At 69.5% G+C, this 25,063-nt stretch carries 22 protein-coding genes and 1 other RNA gene; 16 read left to right on the plus strand and 7 right to left on the minus strand.

Annotated elements, in window-relative coordinates; genetic code table 11:
• Positions 1-74: 74 nt before the first annotated feature.
• The 3 genes from JD292_RS09520 to JD292_RS09530 form a co-directional block, all read right to left on the minus strand.
• The gene (locus JD292_RS09520) at positions 75-437 is read right to left on the minus strand and encodes a metal-sensitive transcriptional regulator (protein WP_200132513.1); all 363 of its coding nucleotides are present in this window, start codon (positions 435-437) and stop codon (positions 75-77) included.
• 110 nt (positions 438-547) lie between these two features.
• A complete protein-coding gene (rarD, locus tag JD292_RS09525; protein WP_200132514.1) occupies positions 548-1,456 on the minus strand; it encodes an EamA family transporter RarD in 909 nt (302 codons plus the stop codon).
• Between the two features lie 3 nt (positions 1,457-1,459).
• On the minus strand, positions 1,460-1,912 hold the full coding sequence (locus tag JD292_RS09530) for a GNAT family N-acetyltransferase (protein WP_200132515.1): 453 nt from the start codon (positions 1,910-1,912) through the stop codon (positions 1,460-1,462).
• Positions 1,913-2,145: 233 nt separating this feature from the next.
• On the opposite strand from JD292_RS09530, the gene JD292_RS09535 reads away from it, so the two are divergent.
• Together JD292_RS09535 and JD292_RS09540 are read left to right on the plus strand one after the other, a co-directional pair.
• The gene (locus tag JD292_RS09535) at positions 2,146-3,360 is read left to right on the plus strand and encodes an NADP-dependent isocitrate dehydrogenase (protein WP_200132516.1); all 1,215 of its coding nucleotides are present in this window, start codon (positions 2,146-2,148) and stop codon (positions 3,358-3,360) included.
• 101 nt (positions 3,361-3,461) lie between these two features.
• A complete protein-coding gene (locus JD292_RS09540; RefSeq protein WP_200132517.1) occupies positions 3,462-4,529 on the plus strand; it encodes a C45 family autoproteolytic acyltransferase/hydrolase in 1,068 nt (355 codons plus the stop codon).
• A gap of 45 nt (positions 4,530-4,574) precedes the next feature.
• Here JD292_RS09540 and JD292_RS09545 read toward each other — a convergent pair whose 3' ends face one another.
• The 3 genes from JD292_RS09545 to JD292_RS09555 all read right to left on the minus strand — a co-directional run bounded on the left by JD292_RS09545 (position 4,575) and on the right by JD292_RS09555 (position 6,438).
• The gene (locus JD292_RS09545; protein WP_200132518.1) at positions 4,575-4,769 is read right to left on the minus strand and encodes a hypothetical protein; all 195 of its coding nucleotides are present in this window, start codon (positions 4,767-4,769) and stop codon (positions 4,575-4,577) included.
• A 46-nt stretch (positions 4,770-4,815) separates the two neighbouring features.
• Positions 4,816-5,913 carry an LLM class flavin-dependent oxidoreductase gene (locus JD292_RS09550; protein ID WP_200132519.1) on the minus strand — a complete coding sequence of 366 codons (1,098 nt, stop codon included), beginning with the start codon at positions 5,911-5,913 and terminating at the stop codon, positions 4,816-4,818.
• Between the two features lie 159 nt (positions 5,914-6,072).
• Complete coding sequence (locus JD292_RS09555; RefSeq protein WP_200132520.1) at positions 6,073-6,438, minus strand: YrdB family protein; 366 nt, start codon at positions 6,436-6,438, stop codon at positions 6,073-6,075.
• A gap of 129 nt (positions 6,439-6,567) precedes the next feature.
• Between JD292_RS09555 and JD292_RS09560 the strand changes: the two genes are divergently transcribed.
• The 7 genes from JD292_RS09560 (at position 6,568) to JD292_RS09590 (ending at position 16,222) form a co-directional block, all read left to right on the plus strand.
• Positions 6,568-7,716 carry an amidohydrolase family protein gene (locus JD292_RS09560; protein WP_369411221.1) on the plus strand — a complete coding sequence of 383 codons (1,149 nt, stop codon included), beginning with the start codon at positions 6,568-6,570 and terminating at the stop codon, positions 7,714-7,716.
• A complete protein-coding gene (locus JD292_RS09565) occupies positions 7,713-9,299 on the plus strand; it encodes an ABC transporter substrate-binding protein (RefSeq protein ID WP_369411222.1) in 1,587 nt (528 codons plus the stop codon). Before JD292_RS09560 ends, JD292_RS09565 begins: the two co-directional genes overlap by 4 nt.
• Positions 9,300-9,388: 89 nt before the next feature.
• Positions 9,389-10,351: an ABC transporter permease gene (locus tag JD292_RS09570; RefSeq protein ID WP_369411223.1), complete on the plus strand. Its 963-nt coding sequence runs from the start codon at positions 9,389-9,391 to the stop codon at positions 10,349-10,351.
• Positions 10,348-12,897 (plus strand): ABC transporter ATP-binding protein/permease, encoded by a 2,550-nt coding sequence (locus JD292_RS09575; RefSeq protein WP_233613965.1) that lies wholly within the window; start codon positions 10,348-10,350, stop codon positions 12,895-12,897. The genes JD292_RS09570 and JD292_RS09575 overlap by 4 nt, the downstream gene beginning before the upstream one ends.
• Positions 12,898-13,071: 174 nt before the next feature.
• Entirely contained in the window at positions 13,072-13,644 is a 573-nt protein-coding gene (locus tag JD292_RS09580) for an NfeD C-terminal domain-containing protein (RefSeq protein ID WP_200132522.1), read from the plus strand.
• An 8-nt stretch (positions 13,645-13,652) separates the two neighbouring features.
• On the plus strand, positions 13,653-15,428 hold the full coding sequence (locus JD292_RS09585) for a flotillin family protein (protein WP_200132523.1): 1,776 nt from the start codon (positions 13,653-13,655) through the stop codon (positions 15,426-15,428).
• Between the two features lie 110 nt (positions 15,429-15,538).
• Positions 15,539-16,222, plus strand: coding sequence for a PH domain-containing protein (locus JD292_RS09590; protein WP_233613967.1), 684 nt, complete (start codon positions 15,539-15,541; stop codon positions 16,220-16,222).
• Between the two features lie 23 nt (positions 16,223-16,245).
• Here the strand turns inward: JD292_RS09590 and JD292_RS09595 are convergent, their stop codons facing one another.
• Complete coding sequence (locus JD292_RS09595) at positions 16,246-16,776, minus strand: YqaJ viral recombinase family protein (RefSeq protein ID WP_233614015.1); 531 nt, start codon at positions 16,774-16,776, stop codon at positions 16,246-16,248.
• A 321-nt stretch (positions 16,777-17,097) separates the two neighbouring features.
• Between JD292_RS09595 and JD292_RS09600 the strand changes: the two genes are divergently transcribed.
• The 7 genes from JD292_RS09600 to JD292_RS09630 all read left to right on the plus strand — a co-directional run bounded on the left by JD292_RS09600 (position 17,098) and on the right by JD292_RS09630 (position 24,980).
• Complete coding sequence (locus tag JD292_RS09600; protein ID WP_200132525.1) at positions 17,098-17,820, plus strand: response regulator transcription factor; 723 nt, start codon at positions 17,098-17,100, stop codon at positions 17,818-17,820.
• Between the two features lie 355 nt (positions 17,821-18,175).
• A complete protein-coding gene (gene rplJ, locus JD292_RS09605) occupies positions 18,176-18,685 on the plus strand; it encodes a 50S ribosomal protein L10 (RefSeq protein WP_200132526.1) in 510 nt (169 codons plus the stop codon).
• A 76-nt stretch (positions 18,686-18,761) separates the two neighbouring features.
• A complete protein-coding gene (gene rplL / locus JD292_RS09610) occupies positions 18,762-19,142 on the plus strand; it encodes a 50S ribosomal protein L7/L12 (RefSeq protein ID WP_200132527.1) in 381 nt (126 codons plus the stop codon).
• A gap of 265 nt (positions 19,143-19,407) precedes the next feature.
• Positions 19,408-21,144, plus strand: coding sequence for an ABC transporter ATP-binding protein (locus tag JD292_RS09615; protein ID WP_200132528.1), 1,737 nt, complete (start codon positions 19,408-19,410; stop codon positions 21,142-21,144).
• Complete coding sequence (locus tag JD292_RS09620) at positions 21,144-23,264, plus strand: ABC transporter ATP-binding protein (RefSeq protein WP_200132529.1); 2,121 nt, start codon at positions 21,144-21,146, stop codon at positions 23,262-23,264. The genes JD292_RS09615 and JD292_RS09620 overlap by 1 nt, the downstream gene beginning before the upstream one ends.
• Positions 23,265-23,277: 13 nt before the next feature.
• An RNA gene (ffs, locus tag JD292_RS09625) (signal recognition particle sRNA small type) lies at positions 23,278-23,374 on the plus strand.
• 127 nt (positions 23,375-23,501) lie between these two features.
• A complete protein-coding gene (locus JD292_RS09630; RefSeq protein ID WP_200132621.1) occupies positions 23,502-24,980 on the plus strand; it encodes a phytoene desaturase family protein in 1,479 nt (492 codons plus the stop codon).
• Positions 24,981-25,063 lie beyond the last annotated feature (83 nt).

Consider the following 25,063-nt stretch of genomic DNA (forward strand, 5'->3'; position numbering starts at 1 on the left):
GCCCACGCGGATCCGGTGCGTGACCGGGGGATCGTCCCCTCGAGCGCCGGCAGCGAGGAGCGGGGAGTGGGCGATCAGCGCACGAGGCGGGCGATCGCCGCCGAGGCCTCGGCCATCTTGTCCGAGGCGACCTCGCCCCCCTCGGCGGCCGCGGAGGCCACGCAGTGGCGGAGGTGATCGTCCAGCAGCGCGAGCGCCACGCGCTCGAGGGCCTTGGTTGCCGCCGAGACCTGGGTGAGGATGTCGATGCAGTAGACGTCCTCCTCGACCATGCGGTGGACGCCGCGGACCTGGCCTTCCGCACGACGAAGGCGCTTCAGCAGTTCGTCCTTGTGGTCGATGTACCCGTGGGTCTCGTGCGCGCAGGCCTCGCCGGCCGCGGGGGCGGCGGCTCCCGCGTCGGCGGTCGGCTCACCCGCCCCGGTCGATTCGCTCATGCCAGCACAGTACACGGGTTTCCGGGGCCGGTGGCGAGGGTTCGCCGCGGGCTGAGCGCGGCGGAACGGGGTTGTCCCGTGTCCCCAGCGAAACCGCGTCGCCAGGGCGCTCAGCTGGGATTCGGTCGTTGCCGCAACTGCGCGAGGCCGCCGATCACGACGATCAGGACTGCGATCCAGATCGCCCCGTACAGCACGTACTCGCCCCGCTGGATGCTCTCCCCGATTAGGATCGACGCCACCACGAGCAGCGCCGGCTCGAGGTAGCTGAGCAGGCCGAAGATGCTGATCGGCAGCATTCTCGATGCGACGACGTAGAGCATGAGCGCGACGCCCGTCCACAGCGCGAACAGCGGAGCGGACCACACGAGCGCCGGATTCGCTGCGAGGGTCGAGCCGTCGACGAGTTCGCGGACGAGGAAGAACAGCGCGAGCGGGGAGAGTAGGAGGAACTCCCAGAACATCCCCCCGAGATGGGCCATGCCCATGGCGCGGCGCAGCACGAAATAGACGGGATAGCCGAAGCCGACGAGGAGGGTCTCCCAGGAGATACCGCCCACCCGCACGATCTGGAAGGCGACACCGGCGGCCGCGATCCCCGCCGCGGTCCAGTGCCACCAGGTCAGTTGGTCCCTGTAGAGGAAGCGGCCCACCACGACGAGCACGAGCGGCAGGAGGAAATAGCCGAGCGCCACGTTGAGTCCGCGGCCGTGCATCGGTGCCCAGCTGAACACCCACAGCTGCCCCATGATGATCGTGCCGCACACCAGGATCGGCAGGATGAGCAGCGGGTTCCGCTTGATGCGCGTGCCGATTTCCGCCGCGAAGCGCCACTGCCTGAGCGAGATCAGGGCGAGCGCGATCATCGGGATGGCGACGAGATTGCGGATGCCCCAGATCGCCTCGGCCGAGGCCGGGGCGAGCATCGGGGTGACGAAATAGACGCCCCCGAAAAACACCGAAGAGGCGACCGAGGCGAGTGCGCCGCGTCCGCCGGTGCTGTTGAGGGCGCCGCGCACCCCTTACAGGTCGATCGCGCCGATGACCTCGCCGTAGGGCGTCTCGCCCACCGGAACGAAGCCGATATGCAGGAAGAACTCCTCCGGGCCGTCCTCGCCGCGCTCCCAGAGCACGGTGAGGCGCTTGACGCCGCGGCTGCGCGCCTCATCCATGAGGGCACCGACGGCGAAGGTGCCGACGCCCATGCCCTGGGCCTCGGCGTCGACGTTGATCCGCCACAGGGCCGCGCGGAATTCCTCCTGCGAGGCGTCGGGATCGAAGTTTCCGTGGATGAAGCCGACCACGCGGTCGCCTTCGAGGACAACCCGCTGCCACGCACTGTGGGCCGGGGTGACGGCTGCTGCTGCTGCGTAGGACACGGGAGTGATGAACTGCTCCTGGCCAGGCTTCAGGCCGAGGCTGTTCACAGCGACGATGGTCGCGGCGGAAAGCTCTTCAAGTCTCAGGGCGGTCATGTGACAAGGCTAACGTTTGCCGGGGTGTTCGCAAGTCCGGAACGGCGATTTTCGGTCGATTTTCTCTCGATGTCGAGAGAAACCGGGGACTCCGGTAGACTTGTCCGCGGTCCCAATCGGACCCAGCACGCGGAACCGGCGATCAGGCCGAGAATTCGCGAGGAAATCGGCGCGCGGCGTCCAATCAGAGCCGCGCGCTCCCGAGCTCACACATCACGACAATGGGAGAAGCGTTGGCGAAGATCAAGGTAGAAGGCACCGTCGTCGAACTCGACGGCGACGAGATGACGCGGATCATCTGGCAGTTCATCAAGGATCGCCTGATCCACCCGTATGTCGACGTCGATCTCGAATACTACGATCTCGGAATCCAGCACCGCGACGAGACCGACGACCAGGTCACGATCGACGCGGCGAACGCCATCAAGAAGCACGGCGTCGGCGTCAAGTGCGCGACGATCACGCCCGATGAGGCGCGCGTCGAGGAGTTCGGCCTGAAGAAGATGTGGCGGAGCCCCAACGGCACGATCCGCAACATCCTGGGCGGCGTCGTGTTCCGCGAGCCGATCATCATCTCCAACATCCCGCGGCTCGTCCCCGGCTGGAACAAGCCGATCATCATCGGCCGCCACGCGCACGGCGACCAGTACAAGGCCACCGACTTCAAGGCCGGTCCCGGCAAGGTCACCATCACCTTCGAGCCGGAGGACGGCTCCGAGCCGCAGAAGTTCGACGTTGTCACGCTCCCCGAGGGCGGCGGCGTGATCCAGGGCCAGTACAACTTCAACGACTCGATCCGCGACTTCGCTCGCGCCTCCTTCAAGTACGGCCTGTCGCGCAACTACCCCGTCTACCTCTCCACGAAGAACACGATCCTGAAGGCCTACGACGGCCAGTTCAAGGACATCTTCCAGGAGGTCTTCGACGCAGAGTTCAAGCAGGAGTTCGACGAGCGCGGTCTCACCTACGAGCACCGCCTGATCGACGACATGGTCGCCTCCGCCATGAAGTGGGAGGGCGGCTACGTCTGGGCGTGCAAGAACTACGACGGCGACGTGCAGTCCGACACGGTCGCGCAGGGCTTCGGCTCGCTCGGCCTGATGACGTCCGTGCTCATGACCCCGGACGGCCAGACGGTCGAGGCTGAGGCTGCGCACGGCACGGTCACGCGCCACTACCGTCAGCACCAGCAGGGCAAGCCGACCTCGACGAACCCGATCGCCTCGATCTTCGCCTGGACGCGCGGCCTCGCGCACCGCGGCAAGCTCGACGGCAACCAGGAGCTCATCGACTTCTCGCAGACCCTCGAGGACGTCGTCATCAAGACGGTCGAGTCCGGCAAGATGACGAAGGACCTCGCGCTCCTCGTCGGCCCCGAGCAGCAGTGGCTCACCACCGAGGAGTTCCTCGCGGCGATCGACGAGAACCTGCAGGCTCGCCTCGCGTAACGCGTCGCACTGAACGAGACCGCGGGGTCGGCGCTGAGCGCCGGCCCCGCGTTTCGTTTTCGGGGGTTTCGCCCCACTCGATCCTGCGAGAAGATACCCAGATGGGATGGAAGAGCGAAACCGAACGTCCGCACATCGAGGTGACGGGGGCCACCCCGTTCGAGATCGGGCTGAGCCGGGGGCGCGCGCTCGCCGGCAGCCTCGCTGAAGCCTCGGCCGCCTACGATGCGCTCTTCCGCAGCGTCGGCGTGACCGTTGCGGCGCAGGCGGTCGCCGTTGAGCAGGTGCTGCGGACCCTGAGCGAGTGGCGCCCCGCCGTCGTGGCCGAGCTGAGCGGCGTGGCCGAGGGAGCCGGCGTCGAGCTGGCCGAGGTCGTGGCGCTCAACGCGCGCACCGAGATCCTCGCGCTCGCGGGCGGGGCTCCCGAGTGCTCCACCGTCACCGCCGTCATCGACGGCGCGAGGGTGGGGGCGCAGACCTGGGACTGGCACATCGAACTCGATCGTTTCTGGCACACCCAGGTCGTGCACGGCACCGGCCTCAGCTACGCGGGCCTCACCGAGCAGGGGATCCTCAGCAAGATCGGCATCAACGAGGGCGGACTCGCGCTGCACTTCAACATTCTGTTCCACGCCGAGGACGGGGCGGGCGGGGTGCCCATGCACCTGCTCTCGCACGCCATTCTCACCGAGTGCCGTTCCGTCGAGGAGGCGCTCGAGCTGCTCGGTGACGCGCCGATCGGATCCTCCTCCGCGCTCACCCTCCTCGACCGTGAGCGCGCCGTCGCCCTCGAGCTCAGCCCCGTCGGGGTATTCGAGATCGGTGAGGTCGACGGTTCGGTGCAGCGCACGAACCACTTCCTGAACTCCACGCCGCTCGCCGGCCAGAAGACGGCGCAGGCCGAGCCCGACTCCTCGGCGCGTCTCGCCCTGATCCGGAGCCGGCTCGAGGGCGGCCTACCGCGCGACGAGGCCGGGCTCGTCGACCTGCTCGTCTCGGGCGAGGGCGAGGCTCCGCTCACCTGCAGACCCGACCTGTCGCTTCCCGTTGGCGAGCACTGGGCCACGCTCGCCACGGTCGTGACGGAGCCGGAGCGGGGGCGGATCAGGATCCTGGACGGGATGCCCACCGAGGCCGAGACGGGTGCCTGGCGCGTGCTCGAGATCTGAGCTCTCGGTCGCGCTGCACGGCGCGGCTCGGGGCGAGGGGCGTCGTTACTCGCGCGAGCGGCGGTGGGCGGAGACGGCCAGGCCGATCGCGGCGCCGGCCGCACCGAGCGCGAGCACGGCCACTGCGATGAGCGAGATCCTCAGCCACAGCGGCAGCGACAGGGCGACCGAGAGCGCGAGGAGCACCACGGCGAACGAGGCGACGCAGGCGGCGAGAACGCCGAGTGATTTCTGTGTCATGCCTCTACAGTACAAGTAGCGTCGGGTGAGTTCCCCAGATCAGAGGCTATTTTTGTGCGCTGCCGAGGAGCGCTCGTACGCGCGGGATCACCTCGGAGCCGTAGAGCTCGATACTGCGCATGAGGGAGCCGTGCCCGAGCCCGCCCGTGGCGTATTTGAGGTCGAAGCGGTCGGCGCCCAGGGTGGTCACGGTGTGCGCGATCCGCTCGGAAACCGTTTCGGGTGAGCCGACGTAGAGGGACCCGGCGTCGGCTTCGGCCTCGAAGTCGCGCCGCGTTGCGGGTCCCCAGCCCCGCTCGGCGCCGATCCGATTGCGATTCGCCTCCCAGTGCGGCCAGAGTTCCTCGCGGGCCTCGGCGTCGCTTGCGGCCACGTGGCCTGGGGAGTGGACGCCGAGCGGCATCGGATCGGACCCGAGTTCCCCCTGGGCCTCGCGATAGAGGTTCGCGAACGGCAGGAAACGGTCGGGGGAGCCGCCGATGATCGCGAGCATCATGGGAATTCCCACCTGAACCGTGCGGAGCACCGAGTGCGGGCTGCCGCCGACGCCGATCCACGCGCGGACCCCGTCCGGCTGCTCGGTCTTGGGGAAGACCTCCTGCTCGATCAGCCGCGCGCGATGGCGCCCCGACCACGTGACCGGGCCCTCGGAGCGGAGCTTCGTGAAGAGGTCGAGTTTCTCGGTGAACAGGGTGTCGTAGTCGCTGAGGTCGTACCCGAAGAGCGGGAACGACTCGGTGAACGAGCCTCTTCCGAGGATCACCTCGGCTCGTCCGGAGCTGACGGCGTCGAGAGTGGCGAAGCGTTCGTAGACGCGAACCGGATCGTCGCTCGAGAGCACCGTGACCCCCGTTCCGAGCAGGATGCGCCGGGTGCGTGACGCGATCGCCGCGAGCACGATCTCGGGCGAGCTCACCGCGAAGTCCGCGCGGTGGTGCTCGCCGAGGGTGATCGCATCGACGCCGAGCCGGTCGGCGAGGGCGGCCTGCTCGACGACGTCGCGCAGCACCTGGGCGTGGTGGAGCGGCCTGCCGTCCGCGCCCAGGGCGACGTCGCCGAAGGTATCGAGCCCGAGAACGACCTGCTCGGGTGAGGCGCCTGCGATCGCACGCGGGGCGTCCGCCGCGGGGGAGTGGTTCGTCATGCACCCCTCAACGGGTTCGTGAGCCGGGCTATTCCTGCGCGGCGGATCAGGGGCGCAGGCGCCCGTCTCGCACTCGCACTCGTTCTTGGGTTCGGGGAGTGCCTGCGCCGGCCGGGAGGCGGATCGGGCGTCGGCTCGGCTGCCGGAGCGTGCCGGCCGTTACCGAACGCGCGATGAAGCGATGAAGCCGATCGCGGCCGCGATGACGCCGAACGCCGCGGGGATGACCCAGAACACGCCCAGGGCGAGGAGCGCACCGACGGCGCCGGCGATGAGCAGCAGCTCGAACAGTGCCTGACCGAAACGATCCACGCGGAGAACGGGGCGGGGGGACAGGAACAGGGCCCAGAGCAGCACCGAGAGCGCGAGGAGGCCGACGCCGGTGAGGATCCCGGGGAACGGCAGCGGCCAGGCGAGGAAGCCCCAGATGGTCACGGCGACCACGGCGATCAGGTGGCAGACCGAGCGGGCGAGCTGCAGGATCGTGGCCGAGGAGGAGGTGCGGTGGTCGGAGGTGCTGGTCACCCGGACAGTCTACCCGCCTGTGGTTCAGCCGATCGCCACGCAAGTGGTTCATGCATTTCTGGTCCATTAGCGTATCCGAATAGACCAAAGATTGTTCGCCGCAGGGCGATGACGCCGAAGGGGCGGAACGTGACCGTATTCGATGCCGAGGCCGCGCGCCGTTCGGGCACGACGCGCGCCGTCCGCCGAATGCGCACGGACGGGAGCTTCGCGCCGGCGATCGAGCTGCCCGTGCCCGCGGAACTCCCCGGAAGCGGCGAGCTCTGGGCCGTGCCGGGGCTCGTCGACGCGCACGTGCACGCGGCCTGGCACGACTTCGACGCCGCCGACCGATCGGCGCGATCCGCGCGGGAGACGACGCGCCTCACCAGCGCGGCACTGCGGACCATGTTCGCGGCCGGATTCACGCGCGTCCGAGACGCTGGCGGGCTGCTCCCCGGGCAGCTCGCCGAGGCCGCGGAGCACGCGGGCGGGTCCGGTGCGAGCCCCTTCGCGGCCCGGGCCGAGCTCTCCCACGCACTGCTCGATCGCGCCGCGGCCGCGGCCGCCGGCGGACTCGACGCCGCGGTGGAGGGCGTGCTCGCCGACGGTGCGAACTGGGTGAAGCTCGTCGGCACCGCGGGCGTCGCGGCACCCGCGGGGGCCCGGCTCGAGCCCGTGTTCACCGCCGCGGAGGTGCGCGACGCCGTGCAGCGCGCGCACGCCGCCGGCGCCGAGGTCATGATGCACGCCTGGGGCGGTGCCGCGATCGACGACGCGATCGAGGCCGGCGTCCGCAGCATCGAGCACGGCATGTACCTCAGCGCGGCGCAGGCCTCCCGCGCCGCCGAGCGCGGGACGTTCTTCGTGCCCACGATCAGGATCTACCGGCTCGTGCTCGCGATGATCGACCGGGGCGAACTCCCCGCCGCGTTCCGCCCGCGCGTCGCGGACGCCGTGGCCGCCCACCCCGTCGCGGTGCGCGTGGCGCGCGACGCCGGGGTGCCGATCGCGGTCGGCACCGACTCCGGAACCCCGGAGCAGCACGGAAGCGGCTGGCACGAACTCGCCGCACTCGTCGAAGCCGGCCTCACCCCCGGCGAGGCGCTCGAGGCCGCAACCGCCGTCGGAGCGGCCCTCCTCGACGGGCCGCGCGGCGGCCTGGCAGCTGACGCGGTGCTCCTCACCCGCGCGCCCGACTCCGCGGAGGCCCTCCGCGATCCCGAACTCGTCGCAGCCGTGATCCGCGGCGGAGCACCCGATCTCATCACCGAACCCACCGAGAGGAACCCGAAGTGACCATCAGAACCCACGGCACCCCGCGCAGCCGGCGCCGCATCGCTGCGGCCGCCGCGGCGCTCGCCGCAGGCCTCCTGCTCTCCGCTTGCGCTGGCGGGGCATCCGGCGGCGCAGGCGCCGACGCTGGCGCGAAGCCGGTCGACGGCGGCACGCTCACCTTCGGCCGCGTCGCCTCGGTCACCGACTTCGATCTGAACCAGCAGATCACCGCGAACAACGCCTTCGCGATCGACAAGGTGTTCGAGCCGCTCGTCAGCTTCGACAAGGACGGGAAGCTCATCCCGTGGCTCGCGGAGTACACGGAGTCGGACGACGGCCTGAAGTACGTCTTCACGCTGCGCAACGGCCTCAAGTTCTCGAACGGCGCGGACGTCACCCCGGAGGACGTCGTGTTCTCGCTCGAGCGCCACATCACGGTCGGCGGCCCGCTCCCGCTTTCGGCGCCGATCGCATCGATCGCCGCGACGGGCGAGCGCGAGGTGACGATCACGCTGAAATCCGCCTACACACCGTTCCTCTCCGAGCTGTCGAACTTCTCGAACGGCATCATGCCGAAGGACTTCGGGGGCGCGGACGAGAAGGCTTTCTTCAAGGCGCCGATCGGCACCGGCCCGTTCGCAGTGAAGGAGTGGGACCCGAACGGGGATCTCACCTTCGTGAAGAACGAGCACTACTGGCAGCAGGGCAAGCCCCACGTCGACTCGCTCGTCTACAAGTTCATCGCCGATGACACGCAGCTGCGCCAGCAGCTCGCTGCCGGACAGATCGACGCGATCGACACGGTGCCGGCCGCGAACGCCACCGAGGTCGAGCAGGCCGGCAAAACGGTGCTCTCGAACACCCCGGGATGGTCGACTGAGCAGGTGTTCTTCAACACGCAGCGGAAGCAATTCGAGGACGAGCACGTGCGCCGCGCGATCGCGCACGCGCTCGACCGCGAGGGGATCACGAAGGCGACGACCTTCGGCACGGCAGAGGTCGCAAACGCGCTGCTGCCGCCCACGATCCAGTACTCGGCGAACGACCCGGGCGTCGCGCTCGACTTCGATGTCGAGGCCGCGAAAAAGGAACTCGCGAAGTCCGCCTACCCGAAGGGCTTCTCCACGACCCTGCTCATCGCTTCCGGGAATTCGCAGCGGGCGCAGATCGCGCAGATCGTGCAGGAGTCGCTCGCGAAGATCGGGATCACCGTGAAGATCGAGCAGATCGACATCGCCGCGTTCCGCGAGCGCTTCTTCGCCTACGACTACGACTTCATGCTCAACAGCGGGCAGTCGGACTCCCCGGACCCGAACGGCTTCATCACCTTCCAGGCCGATCCCGAGGGCTTCAGCAAGTCCTACTGGACCCACTTCACCGACGACCGCGTGACCAAGCTCATGCACGCGGGCCGCACGCAGCCGAACGGCGACGAGCGGAAGCGGACGTATGCAGAGATCCAGCAGATCCTCGCGGACAAGGCCCCCTACATTCCCCTGTTCTTCCCGTCGAACCTGAAGGCGACGACCGACCGGGTGCACGGTTTCACGGTGCTCCCGAACGGGTCCGTGCGCTTCGAGGAAGCCTGGGTCGACGCGAAGTAGTTCCCCGATACCCGCGCGCGGGGCGAGGACCGGCTGACGGTCCCCGCCCCGTTCCGGGTTCCGGATAGATTTGCAGGATGGATGGCGCGGTGGCACGAGTGATGCGAGGGCTGGGCCGCGGCCTCGGCCGCGTACTCCCCGTGATGCTCGGCGTCGTCGTGGCCGTCTTCTTCCTGCTCCGGCTCGTTCCCGGCGATCCGGCCGCGATGATTCTCGGCGAGCGGGCCACGCCGCAGGCCACCGCGGCGCTGCGCGCCCAGCTGGGCCTCGATCAGCCGATCGCACGGCAGTTCGGCGAGTTCCTGTGGGGGATCGTCACCCGGTTCGATACCGGACCCTCCCTCGTCTCCGGAGTGCCGACGCGCGATCTCGTGTTCGAAAAGGCCCCGGTCAGCTTGGGCATCGTGGGGCTCGCCGTCGTGCTGGCCGTGCTCATCGCCGTGCCGCTCGCCCTCGCCGCCGCCCTGCGGCGCGACGGCCTCGTCGATCACCTCGTGCGCGTGCTGCCCGCGGTTGGAATGGGGCTGCCGCTGTTCTGGGTCGGCCTGATCCTGATCCTCGTGTTCGCCGTGCAGCTCGGCTGGTTCCCCGTAGGCGGGATCGGTTCGGGTCCCGGGGAACCTCTGCGCAGCCTGTTCCTTCCGGCGCTCGCCGTCGCGATCGGCCTCGCCCCGCCGCTGATCCGGTCGCTGCGCTCCCAGCTCATCGAGGCGCTCTCCGCCGACTCCGTCACGACGCTGCGCGCCGCGCGGATTCCCGAGCGGAAAATCCTGTTCCGCTACGTCCTCCGCGGGGCCGCCCTGCCCACGCTCGCCCTCCTCGGCGTGAACACGGCCTACCTGATCGGCGGCACGCTCGTCGTCGAGAAGGTCTTCGGGATCAACGGGATCGGCACGCTCCTCTTCCAGGCGATCGGCAGCAGGGACTTCCCGGTCGTACAGGGGGTCGCCCTCTACTGCGCCGTGCTCGTCGTCGCGGTGACCGCGGTCGCGAGCGGGCTGTCGGCCCTGCTCGACCCGCGGTTGCGCGCGGCGGGGGAGGGCGATCGATGAGCGCGCGGGATGGAATCGCAAGCGCGTCGCGTCGGCGCCGATCGCCGGCGCTCATCGCGGGCGGTGCGCTCGCGCTCGTGCTGATCGCGGTCGCCGTCCTCGCCCCCGTTCTCGCGCCATACGCGCCGGGGGATCAGGACCTGGCCAACGGGCTCGCTGCCCCGGGCGGTGCGCATCCGCTCGGCACGGACCAGCTGGGCCGCGACGTGCTGTCCCGCATGCTCTACGCGGCCCGAACGGACCTCGGACTGGCCGTGCTCGCGGCGATCGCCCCGTTCGTGATCGGCGTCACCGTCGGGCTCGTCTCCGGCTACTTCGGTCGCGCGGTCGACTGGGTGGCCTCCCGGCTCACCGACACGGTCATCGCCTTCCCGTTCTACGTCATCGTGATCGCGATCGTGTTCGCGGTTGGGGCCGGGCCCGGGGGGATCATCCTCGCCTTCGCCCTCGTGGGCTGGGTCGGCTACGCGCGCGTCATCAGGTCGATGAGCGCGGCGCTGCGCGAGTCCGGCTGGGTCCTGGCCGCCCGCGGCGGAGGGCTCTCCCACGCGAGGGTGCTGCTGCGCCACGTCCTCCCGAACGTGCTGCCGCAGGCGATCGTGCTCTTCGCCACCGAGATCGTCCTCATCATGGTCGCGATCGTGACCCTCGGCTATCTCGGGCTCGGGATCAGGCCGCCCACGCCCGACTGGGGCACCATGATCGCCGACGCGCAGCCCTTCCTCACGACGCAGTGGTGGCTCGCTGCGTTCCCCGGCCTCGCCGTGGTGCTCACGGGCGTGACCTGCTCCCTGCTCGGCGACGGCATCGCCGATGCGCTCCGTGCCCGGCCTGCGATGCCGCGCCGCAACGCGTCGCGGGTGGTCCCCGAGACCCGCTCGCGGCGGACACCGCGGGGTCGCGCGGGCGCTGGGGCCGCCACCCCGGCCGGCGGCGGGACGCCCGGCGCGGTCCGCGTCGACGGGCTCCGGATCGCCGCGAGCGACGGGCGACCCCTCGTCGATGGCGTGACGTTCCAGGTCGAGCCGGGCGGCTCGCTCGGCATCGTCGGCGAGTCCGGATCCGGGAAGAGCCTCACCCTGCGCGCGATCCTCGGCCAGCTGCCCGAGGGCACCCGCGTCACGGGCGGCACGGTCGCCGTGGGCGGATCCGTCGGGATGGTCTTCCAGGACCCGCTCACCGCGCTCGACCCCCTCACGCGGGTCGGGTCCCAGCTCAGGGACGCCGTCGAGGCGGCGATCCCGCTCGGCGTGCCCGCGCCCGACCCGGCAGCACGCGCGCGCGAACTCATGGAGCTCGTGCGGCTTCCCGAGCCGGCGCGCCTCGCCCGCCGCTACCCCCATCAGCTCTCTGGCGGACAGCGGCAGCGGCTCGTGATCGCCATGGCGCTCGCGGCGGAACCCGATGTCCTGCTCTGCGACGAGCCGACCACCGCGCTCGACGTCACGGTGCAGCGGGAAATTCTCGATCTCCTCGCGGAGCTGCGGCGCTCCCGCGGGATGACGCTGCTCTTCGTGAGCCATGATCTCGCGGTCACCGCGGCCGTCTGCGAACGCATCCTCGTGCTGCGCGGCGGCCGCGAGGTCGAGGCGGGTCCGACCGCCCGGATCGTCGGCGAGCCGGGCGCCGGGTACACGGCAGAACTCGTCGCAGCGGTGCCGCGGCTGCCCGGTTCCGTGCCCATCGACGGCGCTTCCTCGCTCGCCGCGCCGGCCGCAGCGCCCACCGGGCCAGCCGAGCCGTCCGTGGAGCCTGCCGCGCCCGCCGCGCCGGCCGCGCCCACCGCGCCGGCCGCCGCGCCCCGCCTCGAGGTGCGCGGGCTCGAGGTCCGCTACGGTCGCGGACTCGCGCTCTGGGGCGCGGACTTCGCGCTTGCCGCAGGCGAGGCGATCGGCGTCGTGGGCGAGTCCGGATCCGGAAAGACCACGCTCGCCCGCGCGATCGTCGGCCAGCTGCGACCGGCGCAGGGGGAGATCCTGCTCGACGGCCGTCCGCTGAGCGCCCACCGCACGCGGGAGGAACGCCTCGCGATCCAGCTCGTGCCGCAGGACCCCGCCTCCTCGCTCGACCCGCGCATGACCGTCGGCGGAACACTCGGCGAACTGCTGCGCGCGAACCGGATCGTCGAGCGCAGCGCGGTGCCGGACCGCGTCGCCGAGCTCCTGCGGCTCGTGCGGCTCGATCCCGCGATCGCGGGCTCACGACCGCACGAGCTCTCGGGCGGCCAGCGCCAGCGGGTCGCGATCGCGCGCGCCATCGCCGTCGAGCCCGAGGTGCTCGTCGCCGACGAACCCACGAGCGCGCTCGACGTCTCGGTGCAGGCCAGCATCATCGAACTCCTCGGAGATCTGCGTCGCGACCTCGGACTCTCCCTGGTGTTCGTGAGCCATGACCTCGCCGTGGTGCACGCGCTCTGCGACGAGGTGCTCGTGATGCACGAGGGCAGGATCGTGGAGCACTCCGGCCGCGACTTCTTCGCTGGCCCGCAGACCCCGTACGCGCGGGAGCTCCTCGCCGCGGTGCCGCGGCTTCCGGGAACTCGCTGATCAGACCGCCTGAATCGGGGGTGCAGGAGGCCCCGCCTTGCCATCCGTATTCCCGATCGCGCATGCGGCGGTCGGCGATTCAGCTTCACCCGGCGAAACCGACCCGTTCGCGCGCCGCGCGCTCTTGGTACGCTCAATGCAACACATCGTGAGACAGCGGCAGAGGAGGCGCGCATGGACGGCATCATGCAGTGGTTCGAGCGGCTCTTCGATGGATCGCTTGTCGCGGGCGGAATTTTCCTGATCATCGGCATCGTCGGCGGGGTCCTCCTGCTGATCTCGCTCGTACTCGACGGCATTTTCGACGCCTTCGACTTCGGCGACGGCCCGCTCAGCCTCACCACGATCGCCGCATTCACCTCGATCTTCGGCTTCGCCTCGTTCGCCTGTGTCGGCGCCGGAATGTCGACGCCGCTCGCCGCGGTCGTCGGCGCGCTCGCCGGGCTCGTCGGGGGCGCGGCGGCGTTCTGGCTGTCGAAGCTGATCAGGGGCGCTGAATCATCGACCGCCGTGAGCTCGGGGGATCTCGTCGGGGTGACCGGAGCCGTCGTGCTCCAGATCCCTGAGGGCGGTCTCGGCGAGGTCGCGGTGATCCGCAACGGCGAGCGGATCTCGCTCTCCGCGACGGCGGACTCCGCGATCCCGCGCGGCGCCGCCGTGCGCATCACTCACACCGTTACCTCCACCTCCGTGCGCGTCGCGCCGGTCGAGGCGAGTCCTGCACCGCACAACGACGAAGTCGAATAGGAGTCCCCATGATCTTGGCTAGCCCCGCCATCATCGGCATTTTCGGAGCCGTGATCGCGCTCGTCCTGATCGCCCTGGTGATCATCAAGCGCTACAAGATCGCCAAACCAGACGAGGCGATCATCGTCACCGGCGGAAAGGGCAAGGAGGTCGTCGACGCCTCGGGTCAGCGCACCCGCGATCTGTCGGGCCAGAAGGTGGTGACGGGCGGCGGCGTGTTCGTGCTCCCGTTCGTGCAGAAGTCGTTCACCATCTCCCTGCGCTCGCGCCGACTCTCCATCACCACCGAGGCCCAGACCACCGACGGCATCACGATCCAGGCCCAGGCGGTCGCGGTCGTGAAGGTCGGCGGGACGCAGGAGATGATCCGCGCGGCCGCCCAGCGATTCCTCTCCAACTCGGACGAGATCGACGAGTCCACGCAGGAGGTGCTCTCCGGTTCGCTCCGCTCGATCATCGGCGGGCTCACCGTCCTGCAGATCATCCGCGACCGCGCCGTCGTCGCGCAGAGCGTGCTCGAGGCGGCCGAGGAGGCGCTCACGAAGCAGGGCCTCGTGGTCGACACCCTGCAGATCCAGGAGATCCGCGACGGCGCCGACTACATCACCAACATCGGCCGCCCGGAGGCCGCGAAGGTGCGTCAGCAGGCCGACATCGCCGAGACGAACGCGTATCAGGCCTCGCAGGAGGCGAAGATCGCCGCTGAGCGCGTGCTGCTCGACCGCAACCGCGAACTTAAGCTGCGCCAGGCCGAGATCCAGGTGGAGACCGACAAGGCGACCGCGCAGGCATCGGCGGCTGAGCCCCTCGAGCAGGCGATTCAGCAGCAGGCCATTGTTGAGCAGCAGCAGATCACCGCGCAGAAGGAGGTCGCGCTCCGCACCGAGAAACTGAACGCGGACGTCCGCGCCGTCGCCGAGGCGGAGGCGTACCGGGTCGAAGCGCTCGCGAAGGCCGATGCCGCCGCGGCCGTCTCCGCTGCGGAGGGCCGCGCAACCGCCGTCGAGCGCGAGGGCCTCGCGAATCGCGCCGCCCGCATCGCCGCCTCGGAAGCACTCGCGGCCGAGGGTCGCGCCGAGGCCGAGGCCATCGAGGCGAAGGGAACCGCGGAGGCCGCCGCGATCGACGCCCGCGCCCGCGCCCTCGAGACGCAGTCGCAGGCGGTCCTCGCCCAGGAGCTCATCCACCTGCTGCCCGAGATCGCAGGCGAGTACGCGAACGCGATCGGCGCGATCGACAGCATGACGGTCGTCTCGGCGGACGGAACGGGCAAGGTGGCCGCCGACGCGATGGGCAACATCAAGGGCCTGATGGAGATGGCGAAGGACACCGTGGGCATCGACCTCGCGGCCATGTTCAACGGCGTCGTCGCCGGGGGAGCTGCGGGCGCCGCCGCCGGGCGCGCCGCCCGGGGCGATCGGGGCGATCGGGGCGAGCAGCCCACCGCTCGTCGCGCGGCAGGCACCGGGCACTCGGCCGAGGCGGAGAACCAGTCCAGCCCCGAGCACGCGCACGGCGACCGCGCAGGCCACTCCGACCCCTCGGCTGCCGACTCCGCTCGCACCGACTCCGCTCGCACCGGGGCCGCCGGCTCCGCCGCGGCCGGCGCGCTGAACTCGGCTGGCACCGCGCTCGATGCCGCTGGCACCGCGCTCGACTCGGCAGGCGCGTCGATCGACGCCGCGGGTGCCGCCGTCGAGTCGGCCGCGCGCCGCGCCGCGGACGACCTCGGACGGGCCGCCGGAGACCTCGGCTCGGCCGCGCGGCGGGCAACGGAGGAGTAGGCCGCACCGAAAAACGCCGTGAGCGGGCCCCGAGCGATTCTCGGGGCCCGCTGACTTCGTTCTCGCCCGCCGGTTCCTCGGCTCGCAGGCGGTTCCGGCAGAATAGGTCCATGGCCGCTCGCAAGCACACCACGGTGACGCAGGACGTCGACGCCGTGCTCGGGCCGGCGCCCGCAAGCTACGCCCAGCCCGAGGTCGTGGTGCTGCGCTTCCGGCGGCACGGCCGCAGGCTCGTCCTCCCCGTCATTGCGCTCGTCGCGCTGGCGGGGGCTGCCGGGTTCTGGGTGGGCTCGTTCAACGATCCCTGGATCGATCTCACGGCGGCCGCCGTCGCCGCGGCCCTCGGCCTCCTGCTCGGCATCATGCCGGTGCTCACCTGGCTCGCCGGCACGACGACCGTTTCGACGCGGCGCGTCATCGTGAGACGCGGGCTGTTCGTGCGCAGCCGCACCGAGCTCGCGCTCACGAGGGTGCGCGAGGTACGCACGCGTCGCAGCCCGGCCCAGCGGCTGTTCGGAGCGGGAGATGTCCTGCTGCTGCACGGCGCCGAGACGCTGCGGCTCGAGGACGTCCCGGCGGTCACGCGCATTGCCGACGCCATGCAGGACCTGATGGTGCGCAACTACGCACAGGCCGAGCGGGCCGCGTTCGGGCAGGGTTTCACGGGCGGACCGGGGCTCGGCGGCGCGGGGTTCCCGCCCGGATCCGGCTCCGCGTTTCCGAGTGCGGGCGTCGCAGCGGGACCCGCCGGGCCTGCCGATCAGACTCGCGTACAGGGGTTCATGGACCTCTGAGGGCCCGGCTCGGGCCTTGCCGGTCAGCTGGTGCGGGCGTGCAGCACGTCGATCAGCTGCCCCGCGAGCGAGACGAGCCGCGCGATCTCGTTCTCGTCGCGCTCGATCCAGCGGCACTCCGGATCGCCGACCGGCACGAAGTTCTCGTGTCGCTCCCACACCATGAGGGTGCGCTCGGCGCCCAGAACGTACTGCTGCCACCACACCTGGCGGAGATAGTTCCGCGGGATCGAACGCCAGACCTTGTTCGTCGTCTTGATCTCGGCGAGCTCCACCGTTCCGCCGCTGCGCTCGACCAGGCCGTCGGGAGTGGCGAGGTGACGGACGTCGAATTCCGCGTGGAACAGGGCGCGGCTCGGCTCGATTCCGTGCTCCGAGAGCACCCAGGCCGCGATCTCCGGTTCCCGGGCCTTCCCGTGCTCGGTGAACGCGTTGCCCGTGAACCGGCTGCCGTGCAGTTTCTCGAACGCCGCGGACTCGATCGATCGCGGAGTCGACAGTTTCGCGACGTCGGTCGCGGTGATCCCGCGCGCGCGAGCCCGCATCCACGCCATCCGGTCGCTGCCGTCGGTGACGACGCGCTGCAGCAGCGGAGAGGCGGGATGGGCGGGCGGAATCGGAGCGGTCACCCGGGTATCCTCCCACGCGGCCCCGAAAAGCGCCGGAGGCCCCACGGATGAGACATATGTCGCGATTGTAATCTGCATGGGCTGCATATGGACAGGCTGTGCCGCTAAGCTGGGCGATAATGAGTCGCCGCCGCGCAGGTCGAGGGGGCGATCGTGGAAAACGATGGTGTGCCGATGGGGGAGTCGCGCACCGGGGAACTTCCGCGAGACTCAAGGAACCGGGTCCGGAAGGAATAATCGAACAGTATGCATGCGCAGAAGCTGGCACGTGCCGACGGGGGAAAAGTACGTGCGCTCGTCGTCGATGACGAGGAATCGATTACACAGCTGATCGCGATGGCGCTCCGCTATGAAGGCTGGGAAGTCATGACCGCGTCGACCGGTCATGAGGCTCTTGAACTCGTGGGGGAGTTCAAGCCAGACGTTGCGGTGCTCGACATCATGCTTCCCGACTTCGACGGGATCCAGCTGCTCTCGCGCACGCGAGCCACGGGGCAGACCTTCCCCGTGCTGTTCCTCACCGCGCTCGATGCCGTCGAGGATCGAGTCATCGGCCTCACCGCCGGCGGAGACGACTACGTGGTCAAGCCGTTCAGCCTCGAGGAACTCATCGCGCGCCTGCGCGGCCTCGTCCGCCGCTCGCAGATGACGCTCAACGCCCAGCCCGATCCGATCCTGCAGGTCGGGGACCTCACCCTCAACGAGGACAGCTACGAGGTCGAGCGCGCTGGTGAGCCGATCACGGTCACCAACACCGAGTTCGAGCTGCTCCGCTACCTCATGCGCAACCCGAACCGGGTGCTGTCGAAGGCGCAGATCCTCGACCGCGTGTGGGCCTACGACTTCACGGGCAAGTCGACGGTTGTCGAGCTCTACGTCTCGTACCTCCGCAAGAAGATCGACAACGGCCGCGCCCCCATGCTGCACACCGTGCGCGGGGCTGGCTACATGCTCAAGCCGGCGTCCTGATCGGCGCTGGCGCGGCCGGTCTGACTTCTTGACCGGCGCTGCAAGACCCCCGGGCGGATTCGCTCGGGGGTCTCTCGCGTGTTCCCCGCGCCTCACGGGCCGCCGCGGGACCCCTGAATCTGTGCTACGATCGTCCCTGGCCCAAGACCGCCGGTAGAGTTCGCAAGAACTCCGGAACGTCCGCGCAAGCGGAGACCAGCGCAGGTACGAACTCCTTGAGAGCCGGATCCTCGATCCGAATCTTGCGAAGCTCCGTGCGTGCGCGCCGGGGCTTCTTCCTGTTTCAGGGGAGGCCTTCGGCGGCGCGGCCCCCGCGCGACGTCCGTCGCTCGGGTACGACAAGCTAGGGAGCGCCATGGCTACGAAGGACGCTACGGTCGCCGATCTTCAGCGCAAGTTTGAAGAGTCGGACGCCGTTCTGCTGACTGAGTACCGCGGACTCACGGTTGCCCAGCTGCGGGATCTCCGCAACAGCATCCGCGAGCACGCGACTTACGCCGTGGCGAAGAACACGCTCACCAAGATTGCGGCAAACAACGCCGGGATCACCGCTTTCGATGACGAGCTCGCCGGTCCCTCGGCCCTCGCCTTCGTTCACGGTGACACCGTCGCTGTCGCAAAGGCGCTGCGTGACTTCGCCAAGGCCAACCCTCTTCTGGTGGTGAAGGCGGGCTACTTCGATGGCAACGCCCTTTCCGCCGCCGAGGTTGGCAAGCTTGCCGATCTTGAGAGCCGCGAGGTGCTGCTGGCCAAGGCCGCAGGCGCCATGCAGGCTGCTCTCGTCGGTGCAGCACAGCTGTTCAACGCTCTGCCCGCCAAGGCCGCACGCGGCTTCGGCGCGCTGCAGGAGAAGCAGGACGCGTAAGTTCCGATCACTCGGATACATACCAACAACAAGACCCGCCCTCACGCGCTGAGGGCAAACATCAAGGAGAAACACAATGGCTAAGCTTTCGACTGAAGAGCTGCTCGAGCAGTTCAAGGAGCTCACCCTCATCGAGCTCTCGGAGTTCGTCAAGGCGTTCGAGGAGACCTTCGACGTTTCGGCTGCCGCTCCGGTCGCCGTTGCCGCTGCCCCGGCCGCCGGTGCCGCTGAGGCCGTCGAGGAGAAGGACGAGTTCGACGTCGTCCTCGAGTCGGCTGGCGACAAGAAGATCCAGGTCATCAAGGTCGTGCGTGAGCTGACCGGCCTCGGCCTTGGCGAGGCGAAGGCCCTCGTCGAGGAGGCTCCCAAGAACGTGCTCGAGGGTGCGAAGAAGGAGGCCGCCGAGGAGGCCAAGGCCAAGCTCGAGGAGGCAGGCGCGGGCGTCAAGCTCGCCTAAGTCTTTTCGCTCAGGCGAAACGGGGCGGCTCTCCTTCGGGAGGGCCGCCCTTTTGCATGTCCGGGGAGCGTGACAGAATGACACGCGGAGGCGTTCACACACGGCGCGAGCCGCGGTTCGGCCCCCTCGCTTTCCTCCTGCTTCTCACCAGTTGTCGCCTGGTTTTGCGCTGATCAAACTGGTATTGTTTTCCGTCTATCCCGGCTTCGGTCCGCCATCGGCGGCGGCCGGGCCCCGGCACCAGGACCACCAAGAAAGGATCCTCGTGGCCCTTATCCAGCTCACGTTTCGGCATGCGAAACGATATTGGCCCCTGATTGCGGCCGTACTCGTGTTGCAGTTGCTGTCGACGATCGCGGCGCTCTGGCTGCCCAGCCTGAACGCGAAGATTATCGATCAGGGGATCGCCAAGGGCGACACCGATTTCATCTGGGGCACGGGCGGCCAGATGCTGCTCATCTCCCTCGGCCAGGTCGCCTCAGCGGTGATCGCGGTCTACTGCGGCGCGCGCGCCGCCATGGGCGTGGGGCGTGACCTGCGCCGTGAGGTGTACCGCAAGGTCGACTCTCTGAGCACCCTCGAGGCGACCAAGTTCGGCGCGGCGACCCTGATCACGCGAGGCACGAACGACGTGCAGCAGATCCAGATGCTCGTGCTCATGACCTTCAACTTCATGGTGACGGCACCGATCATGGCGATCGGCGGCATCATCATGGCGCTGCGCGAGGACGCCGGCCTGTCGTGGCTCGTGTGGGTGTCGGTCGCGATGCTCGCCGTGATCGTGGGCTTCCTGGTGTGGCTGCTCCTGCCCCTGTTCCGCAAGATGCAGGATCGCGTCGACGCGATCAACGGCGTGCTGCGCGAGCAGATCATGGGCATCCGGGTGGTGCGCGCGTTCGTGCGCGAGGACTTCGAATCCGAACGCTACGACGTAGCGAACCGCAACATCACCGACGTCTCGGTGCGGGTCGGCAACATCTTCGTGCTCATGTTCCCGGTGATCATGATGGTCCTGCACGTCGCGACGGCCGCGGTGCTGTGGTTCGGCGGACATCGCGTCGACGCCGGTCAGGTCGAGGTCGGCTCGCTGACCGCGTTCCTGCAGTATCTGCTGCAGATCCTGATGGCGGTCATGATGGGCGTGTTCATGACGATGATGATCCCGCGCGCGGTGGTGTGCGCCGAGCGCATCTCGGAGCTGCTGCACACCCGCTCCACGCTCGAGTTCCCCGCGGTCGAGTCGGCTGCGACGCCGGCGAACGGGCGGATCGAGTTCGCGAACGTCACCTTCGGCTTCCCGGGCGCCGAGGAGCCCGTCGTCAAGAACGCGAGCTTCGTGGCGGAGCCGGGACGCACCACGGCGATCATCGGTTCGACCGGCGCGGGCAAGACGGTGATGCTCAACCTCATGCTGCGGCTCTACGACCGCCAGCAGGGGAGCATCACGATCGACGGCGTCCCGCTCGAGTCGCTCACGCGCGCCCAGCTCGCCGAGGTGATGAGCCTCGTTCCGCAGCGTCCGTACCTGTTCTCGGGCACGATCGGATCGAATCTGCGTTTCGGTCGAACCGACGCGAGCGACGAGGAACTCTGGGAGGCGCTGCGCGTCGCCCAGGGCGACGACTTCGTGCGCGCCAAGGACAAGGGCCTCGACGAGCCTGTCGCGCAGGGCGGCACGAGCGTGTCTGGCGGCCAGCGCCAGCGGCTCTCGATCGCCCGCGCTCTCGTGGCGCGGCCGCGTGTCTACCTGTTCGACGACTCCTTCTCCGCGCTCGATGTCGCGACGGACGCCCGCCTGCGTGCGGCGCTCCCGGACGCCACGCGAGGTGCCACCACGATCATCGTGGCGCAGCGCGTCGCGACGATCCTCGACGCGGATCAGATCCTCGTTGTTGAGAACGGCGAGATCGTGGATCGCGGCACCCACGAGCAGTTGCTGCTGTCGAGCGAGGTCTATCAAGAGATCGTGCGCTCGCAGATGGAAGAGGCGGAGGCAGCCTGATGGCGAAGAAGAAAGCGACGTCTCCGGCGACCACTGCCGAGGAGGAGTACGAGCTTCCCGAGGACTATTCGCCCCCGGCAGACGACTGGGCGGGAGGGGCCCCCGCGAAGAAGGCGAAGCACTTCTGGCCGTCCGTGAAGCGCCTGGCCGGGCTGCTGAAACCCGAGGCCGGCCTGTTCTCGGTCGTCGTGATCCTCGTGGTCGCTTCCGTAGTGCTCACGGTGATCGCCCCGAGGATCCTCGGCCAGGCGATGGACGTGATCTTCAACGGCGTGATCGGGAAGCAGCTTCCCGCGGGCGTGCCGATCGAGGAGATCATCAAGAACTCGCGCGACACCGGCCACGGCCAGTTCGCTGACATGCTCGAAGGTGCGAACGTCGTTCCCGGCGAGGGCATCGACTTCGGGCTGCTCGGGCGGCTGATCCTGATCGTGCTCGCGCTGTACCTCGTGGCCTCGCTGCTCATGTGGTTGCAGGGCTTCCTGCTGAACCGCCTGGTCATGCGCATCATCTACAACCTTCGTAGGGACATCGAGGCGAAGATCAACCGGCTGCCGCTCGGCTACTTCGATGGGCGTCAGCGCGGCGACGTGCTCTCGCGCGTGACGAACGACGTCGACAACATCCAGCAGGCGCTGCAGCAGGCGTTCTCGCAGCTCGTGCAGTCGATGCTCACGGTGATCGGCATCGCAGCGATGATGTTCATCGTGTCGTGGCAGCTCGCGCTGATCGCGCTGATCGCGCTCCCGCTGTCGGGCGTCATCGCCGGCGTCGTCGGCGTGCGCGCGCAGAAGCTGTTCGTCGCCCAGTGGAAGTACACGGGCGAGCTGAACGGCCACATCGAGGAGTCGTTCACCGGGCACGAGCTGATCCGCATCTTCAACCGCGACGCCGAGATGGTCGAGGAGTTCGACCGGCGCAACGAGGGCCTGTTCACGGCCTCGTACCAGGCGCAGGCGCTGTCGGGAACGATCATGCCAGCGATGCAGTTCGTGCAGTACCTCAGCTACGTGCTCATCGCGGTCGTCGGCGCCCTGCGGGTGACGGCGGGCCAGATGACCCTCGGCGACGTGACGGCGTTCATCCAGTACTCGCGCGAGTTCTCCCAGCCGATCGGCGAGATGGCGGGCATGGCGAACATGCTGCAGTCGGGCGTCGCGTCGGCGGAGCGCACGTTCGAACTGCTCGATGCCGAGGAGCAGGATCCGGACACCCCGGTCGACGACCTGCCGGATCGCACCGACGGGCACGTCGAGTTCCAGAGCGTGAACTTCAGCTACGACCCGGAGAAGCCCCTGATCGAGGACCTCTCCCTCGAGGCGAGCCCGGGCCACACCGTCGCGATCGTCGGGCCAACGGGCGCAGGCAAGACGACGCTCGTGAACCTCATCATGCGGTTCTACGAGCTCGACGGCGGCCGGATCCTTCTCGACGGCGTCGATATCACGAAGCTGTCTCGCGCCGACCTTCGCGGGCACGTCGGAATGGTGCTGCAGGACGCGTGGCTCTTCGACGGGACGATCCGCGAGAACATCCGCTACGGGCGGCTCGACGCCTCCGACGACGAGGTGGTCGAGGCCGCGAAGGCGACGATGGTCGACCGGTTCGTGCGCCAGCTCCCCGAGGGATACGACACGGTGATCAGCGAGAACGCCGCGTCGCTCTCGGCCGGTGAACGGCAGTTGCTGACGATCGCGCGCGCGTTCATCGCGAACCCGTCGCTGCTGATCCTCGACGAGGCGACGTCCTCGGTCGACACGCGCACCGAGGTGCTCGTGCAGCAGGCGATGCGGGCGCTTCGCTCGGACCGCACCTCGTTCGTGATCGCGCACCGCCTGTCGACGATTCGTGACGCCGACATGATCCTCATGATGGAGAACGGCCGGATCGTGGAGCAGGGCTCCCACGATGAGCTCCTCGCGCGTCGAGGCGCCTACTTCGAGCTGTACGAATCGCAGTTCAGCGGCGGCGAAGAAGAGGAGCACGAACTCGAGCGTGAGCTCGCGGTCGCCGAGGGCACGGTCGATCCCGCGGTCGCGCCCGCAGCGATTTCGGGCGCACACGCCGAGGCGCCGGATGAGCCGGGGGCGTCGGGGGAGTGGCGCGGCGACCGGGAATAGTCCGCTAGACTGATCAGGCTCCCCACGTGGCGCTATCTCGAGGAACTCCCCCAGGGCAGAAATGCAGCAAGGGTACTCGGGCTCTAGCGGGTGCGTGGGGAGTCTTTTCGTTTCCGGAGGATGCCCGTCGCCCCGGTTGCCGCTCCGGCCTCCGCTCCCGGCCACTTTCCCATCGCGGGACCGGCCTCGCGCAAGACCGCGCCGCGCGTCGTCGCGCTCACCGGCTCGCCCAATAGCATGGCGGGTGTGAAGAGTGCGCACGGTGCGGCGATCGTCGGATCGGGGCCGAACGGCCTCGCCGCCGCGGTGACGCTCGCGCGAGCAGGAATTCCCGTGACGGTGTTCGAAGCTGCCGACCGGATCGGCGGCGGCGCGCGCACGCTCGAGCGGGTGACGCCCGGGGTGCTCCACGACGTGTGCTCGGCGATCCACCCGATGGCGCTCGCAACCGAGTTCTTCCGGGAGTTCGAGCTCGAGCGGCGGGTGCGCTTCGCGGTCCCCGACGCCTCGTACGCGCAACCGCTCGACGGCGCGGCGGGGCCGTGGGCGGCGGTCGCGTACCGCGACCTCGATCGCACCGCTCAGGAGCTCGGCCGTGACGGCGCGGCCTACGCGCGCCTGTACCGGCCGCTGCTCGCGCGTCTCGATGGCGTTCAGGACGCCGCGCTCGGGGGCGCGCCGCTGCGGATTCCGGCCGACCCGCTCGGGGCGATCGCCCTGGGTGCGCGGGCGCTCGAGCAGGGCTCCGGGGCGCTGTGGAACCGCCGGTTCCGGGAGGAGGCCGCCCCGGCGCTCCTCGCCGGCGTCGCCGCGCACGCGGTGGGCCGGCTGCCGGGACTCGCGCCGGCCGGCGTCGCCGCCGTGATCGGAGCGATGGGGCACGCGCGCGGGTGGCCGGTTCCCATCGGCGGCTCGCGGGCGATCACGAACGCGCTGGCCGCCGACCTCATCGATCACGGCGGGCGGTTCGAGACCGGCTGGACGATCAGGGATATCGGAGAGCTCGACGGTTTCAGGGTGAAGCTCTTCGACACCTCGGCGCCGGCGCTCGCGCGAATCGCGGGCGGGGCCCTGCCGCGCGGGTATGCGCGCCGCCTGGAGTCGTTCCGCTTCGGGGACGGCGCGGCGAAGGTTGATTTTGTGCTGGACGCCCCGATTCCGTGGGCCGATCCGCGCGTGGCGGAGGCGCCGACCGTCCACCTCGGGGGCACGCGCGCCGAGGTCGCCGCCGCGGAGAACGCGGTCGCGCGCGGGATCCATCCGGAGCGGCCGTTCGTGCTGCTCGCGCAGCCGACGGAGTTCGATCCTGGTCGCAATCCCGCCGGGGTGAACGCCGTGTGGAGTTACACGCATGTGCCCGCGGGCTCCGATCGCGATGTTTCGGGGGCAGTCATCGCCCAGATCGAACGCTTCGCCCCGGGGTTCCGTGATCTGATCCGGGATTTCCGGGTAACGACCGCGGCGGAGCTCGGCGAGTACAACGCGAACTACGCGGGTGGCGACATCAGCGCCGGAGCGATTTCGCTGCGGCAGATCCTCGCGCGGCCGACGCTCGCGCGCGACCCCTGGCGGACGCCCGTGCAGGGGTTGTACCTGTGCTCGTCGGCGACCGCACCCGGTCCCGGGGTGCACGGACTGCCGGGATGGTACGCGGCGAAATCGGCGCTGCGAAACGAGTTCGGCATGGGAGCCCCCGCGCTCGGGATCACCGGCTGACGCGCGGCGATCGGCCCGAAACCCGGGTGGGAAACCGATCTATTCGACGGTGCGCGACGGGCTGTGCAGCACGCCGCCGAGTA

The organism is Leucobacter edaphi, assembly GCF_016522535.1.
GTDB classification, from domain to species: Bacteria; Actinomycetota; Actinomycetes; order Actinomycetales; family Microbacteriaceae; genus Leucobacter; species Leucobacter edaphi.

What these genes read in the sequence shown, in the direction of transcription:
- JD292_RS09520 (WP_200132513.1), bottom strand. Translation starts at nt 437, where the DNA reads ATGAGCGAATCGACCGGGGCGGGTGAGCCGACCGCCGACGCGGGAGCC.
- JD292_RS09530 (WP_200132515.1), bottom strand. Translation starts at nt 1,912, where the DNA reads ATGACCGCCCTGAGACTTGAAGAGCTTTCCGCCGCGACCATCGTCGCT.
- JD292_RS09540 (WP_200132517.1), top strand. Translation starts at nt 3,462, where the DNA reads ATGGGATGGAAGAGCGAAACCGAACGTCCGCACATCGAGGTGACGGGG.
- JD292_RS09545 (WP_200132518.1), bottom strand. Translation starts at nt 4,769, where the DNA reads ATGACACAGAAATCACTCGGCGTTCTCGCCGCCTGCGTCGCCTCGTTC.
- JD292_RS09550 (WP_200132519.1), bottom strand. Translation starts at nt 5,913, where the DNA reads ATGACGAACCACTCCCCCGCGGCGGACGCCCCGCGTGCGATCGCAGGC.
- JD292_RS09575 (WP_233613965.1), top strand. Translation starts at nt 10,348, where the DNA reads ATGAGCGCGCGGGATGGAATCGCAAGCGCGTCGCGTCGGCGCCGATCG.
- JD292_RS09580 (WP_200132522.1), top strand. Translation starts at nt 13,072, where the DNA reads ATGGACGGCATCATGCAGTGGTTCGAGCGGCTCTTCGATGGATCGCTT.
- JD292_RS09585 (WP_200132523.1), top strand. Translation starts at nt 13,653, where the DNA reads ATGATCTTGGCTAGCCCCGCCATCATCGGCATTTTCGGAGCCGTGATC.
- JD292_RS09590 (WP_233613967.1), top strand. Translation starts at nt 15,539, where the DNA reads ATGGCCGCTCGCAAGCACACCACGGTGACGCAGGACGTCGACGCCGTG.
- JD292_RS09595 (WP_233614015.1), bottom strand. Translation starts at nt 16,776, where the DNA reads ATGGCGTGGATGCGGGCTCGCGCGCGCGGGATCACCGCGACCGACGTC.
- JD292_RS09600 (WP_200132525.1), top strand. Translation starts at nt 17,098, where the DNA reads ATGCATGCGCAGAAGCTGGCACGTGCCGACGGGGGAAAAGTACGTGCG.
- rplJ (WP_200132526.1), top strand. Translation starts at nt 18,176, where the DNA reads ATGGCTACGAAGGACGCTACGGTCGCCGATCTTCAGCGCAAGTTTGAA.
- rplL (WP_200132527.1), top strand. Translation starts at nt 18,762, where the DNA reads ATGGCTAAGCTTTCGACTGAAGAGCTGCTCGAGCAGTTCAAGGAGCTC.
- JD292_RS09620 (WP_200132529.1), top strand. Translation starts at nt 21,144, where the DNA reads ATGGCGAAGAAGAAAGCGACGTCTCCGGCGACCACTGCCGAGGAGGAG.
- JD292_RS09630 (WP_200132621.1), top strand. Translation starts at nt 23,502, where the DNA reads ATGGCGGGTGTGAAGAGTGCGCACGGTGCGGCGATCGTCGGATCGGGG.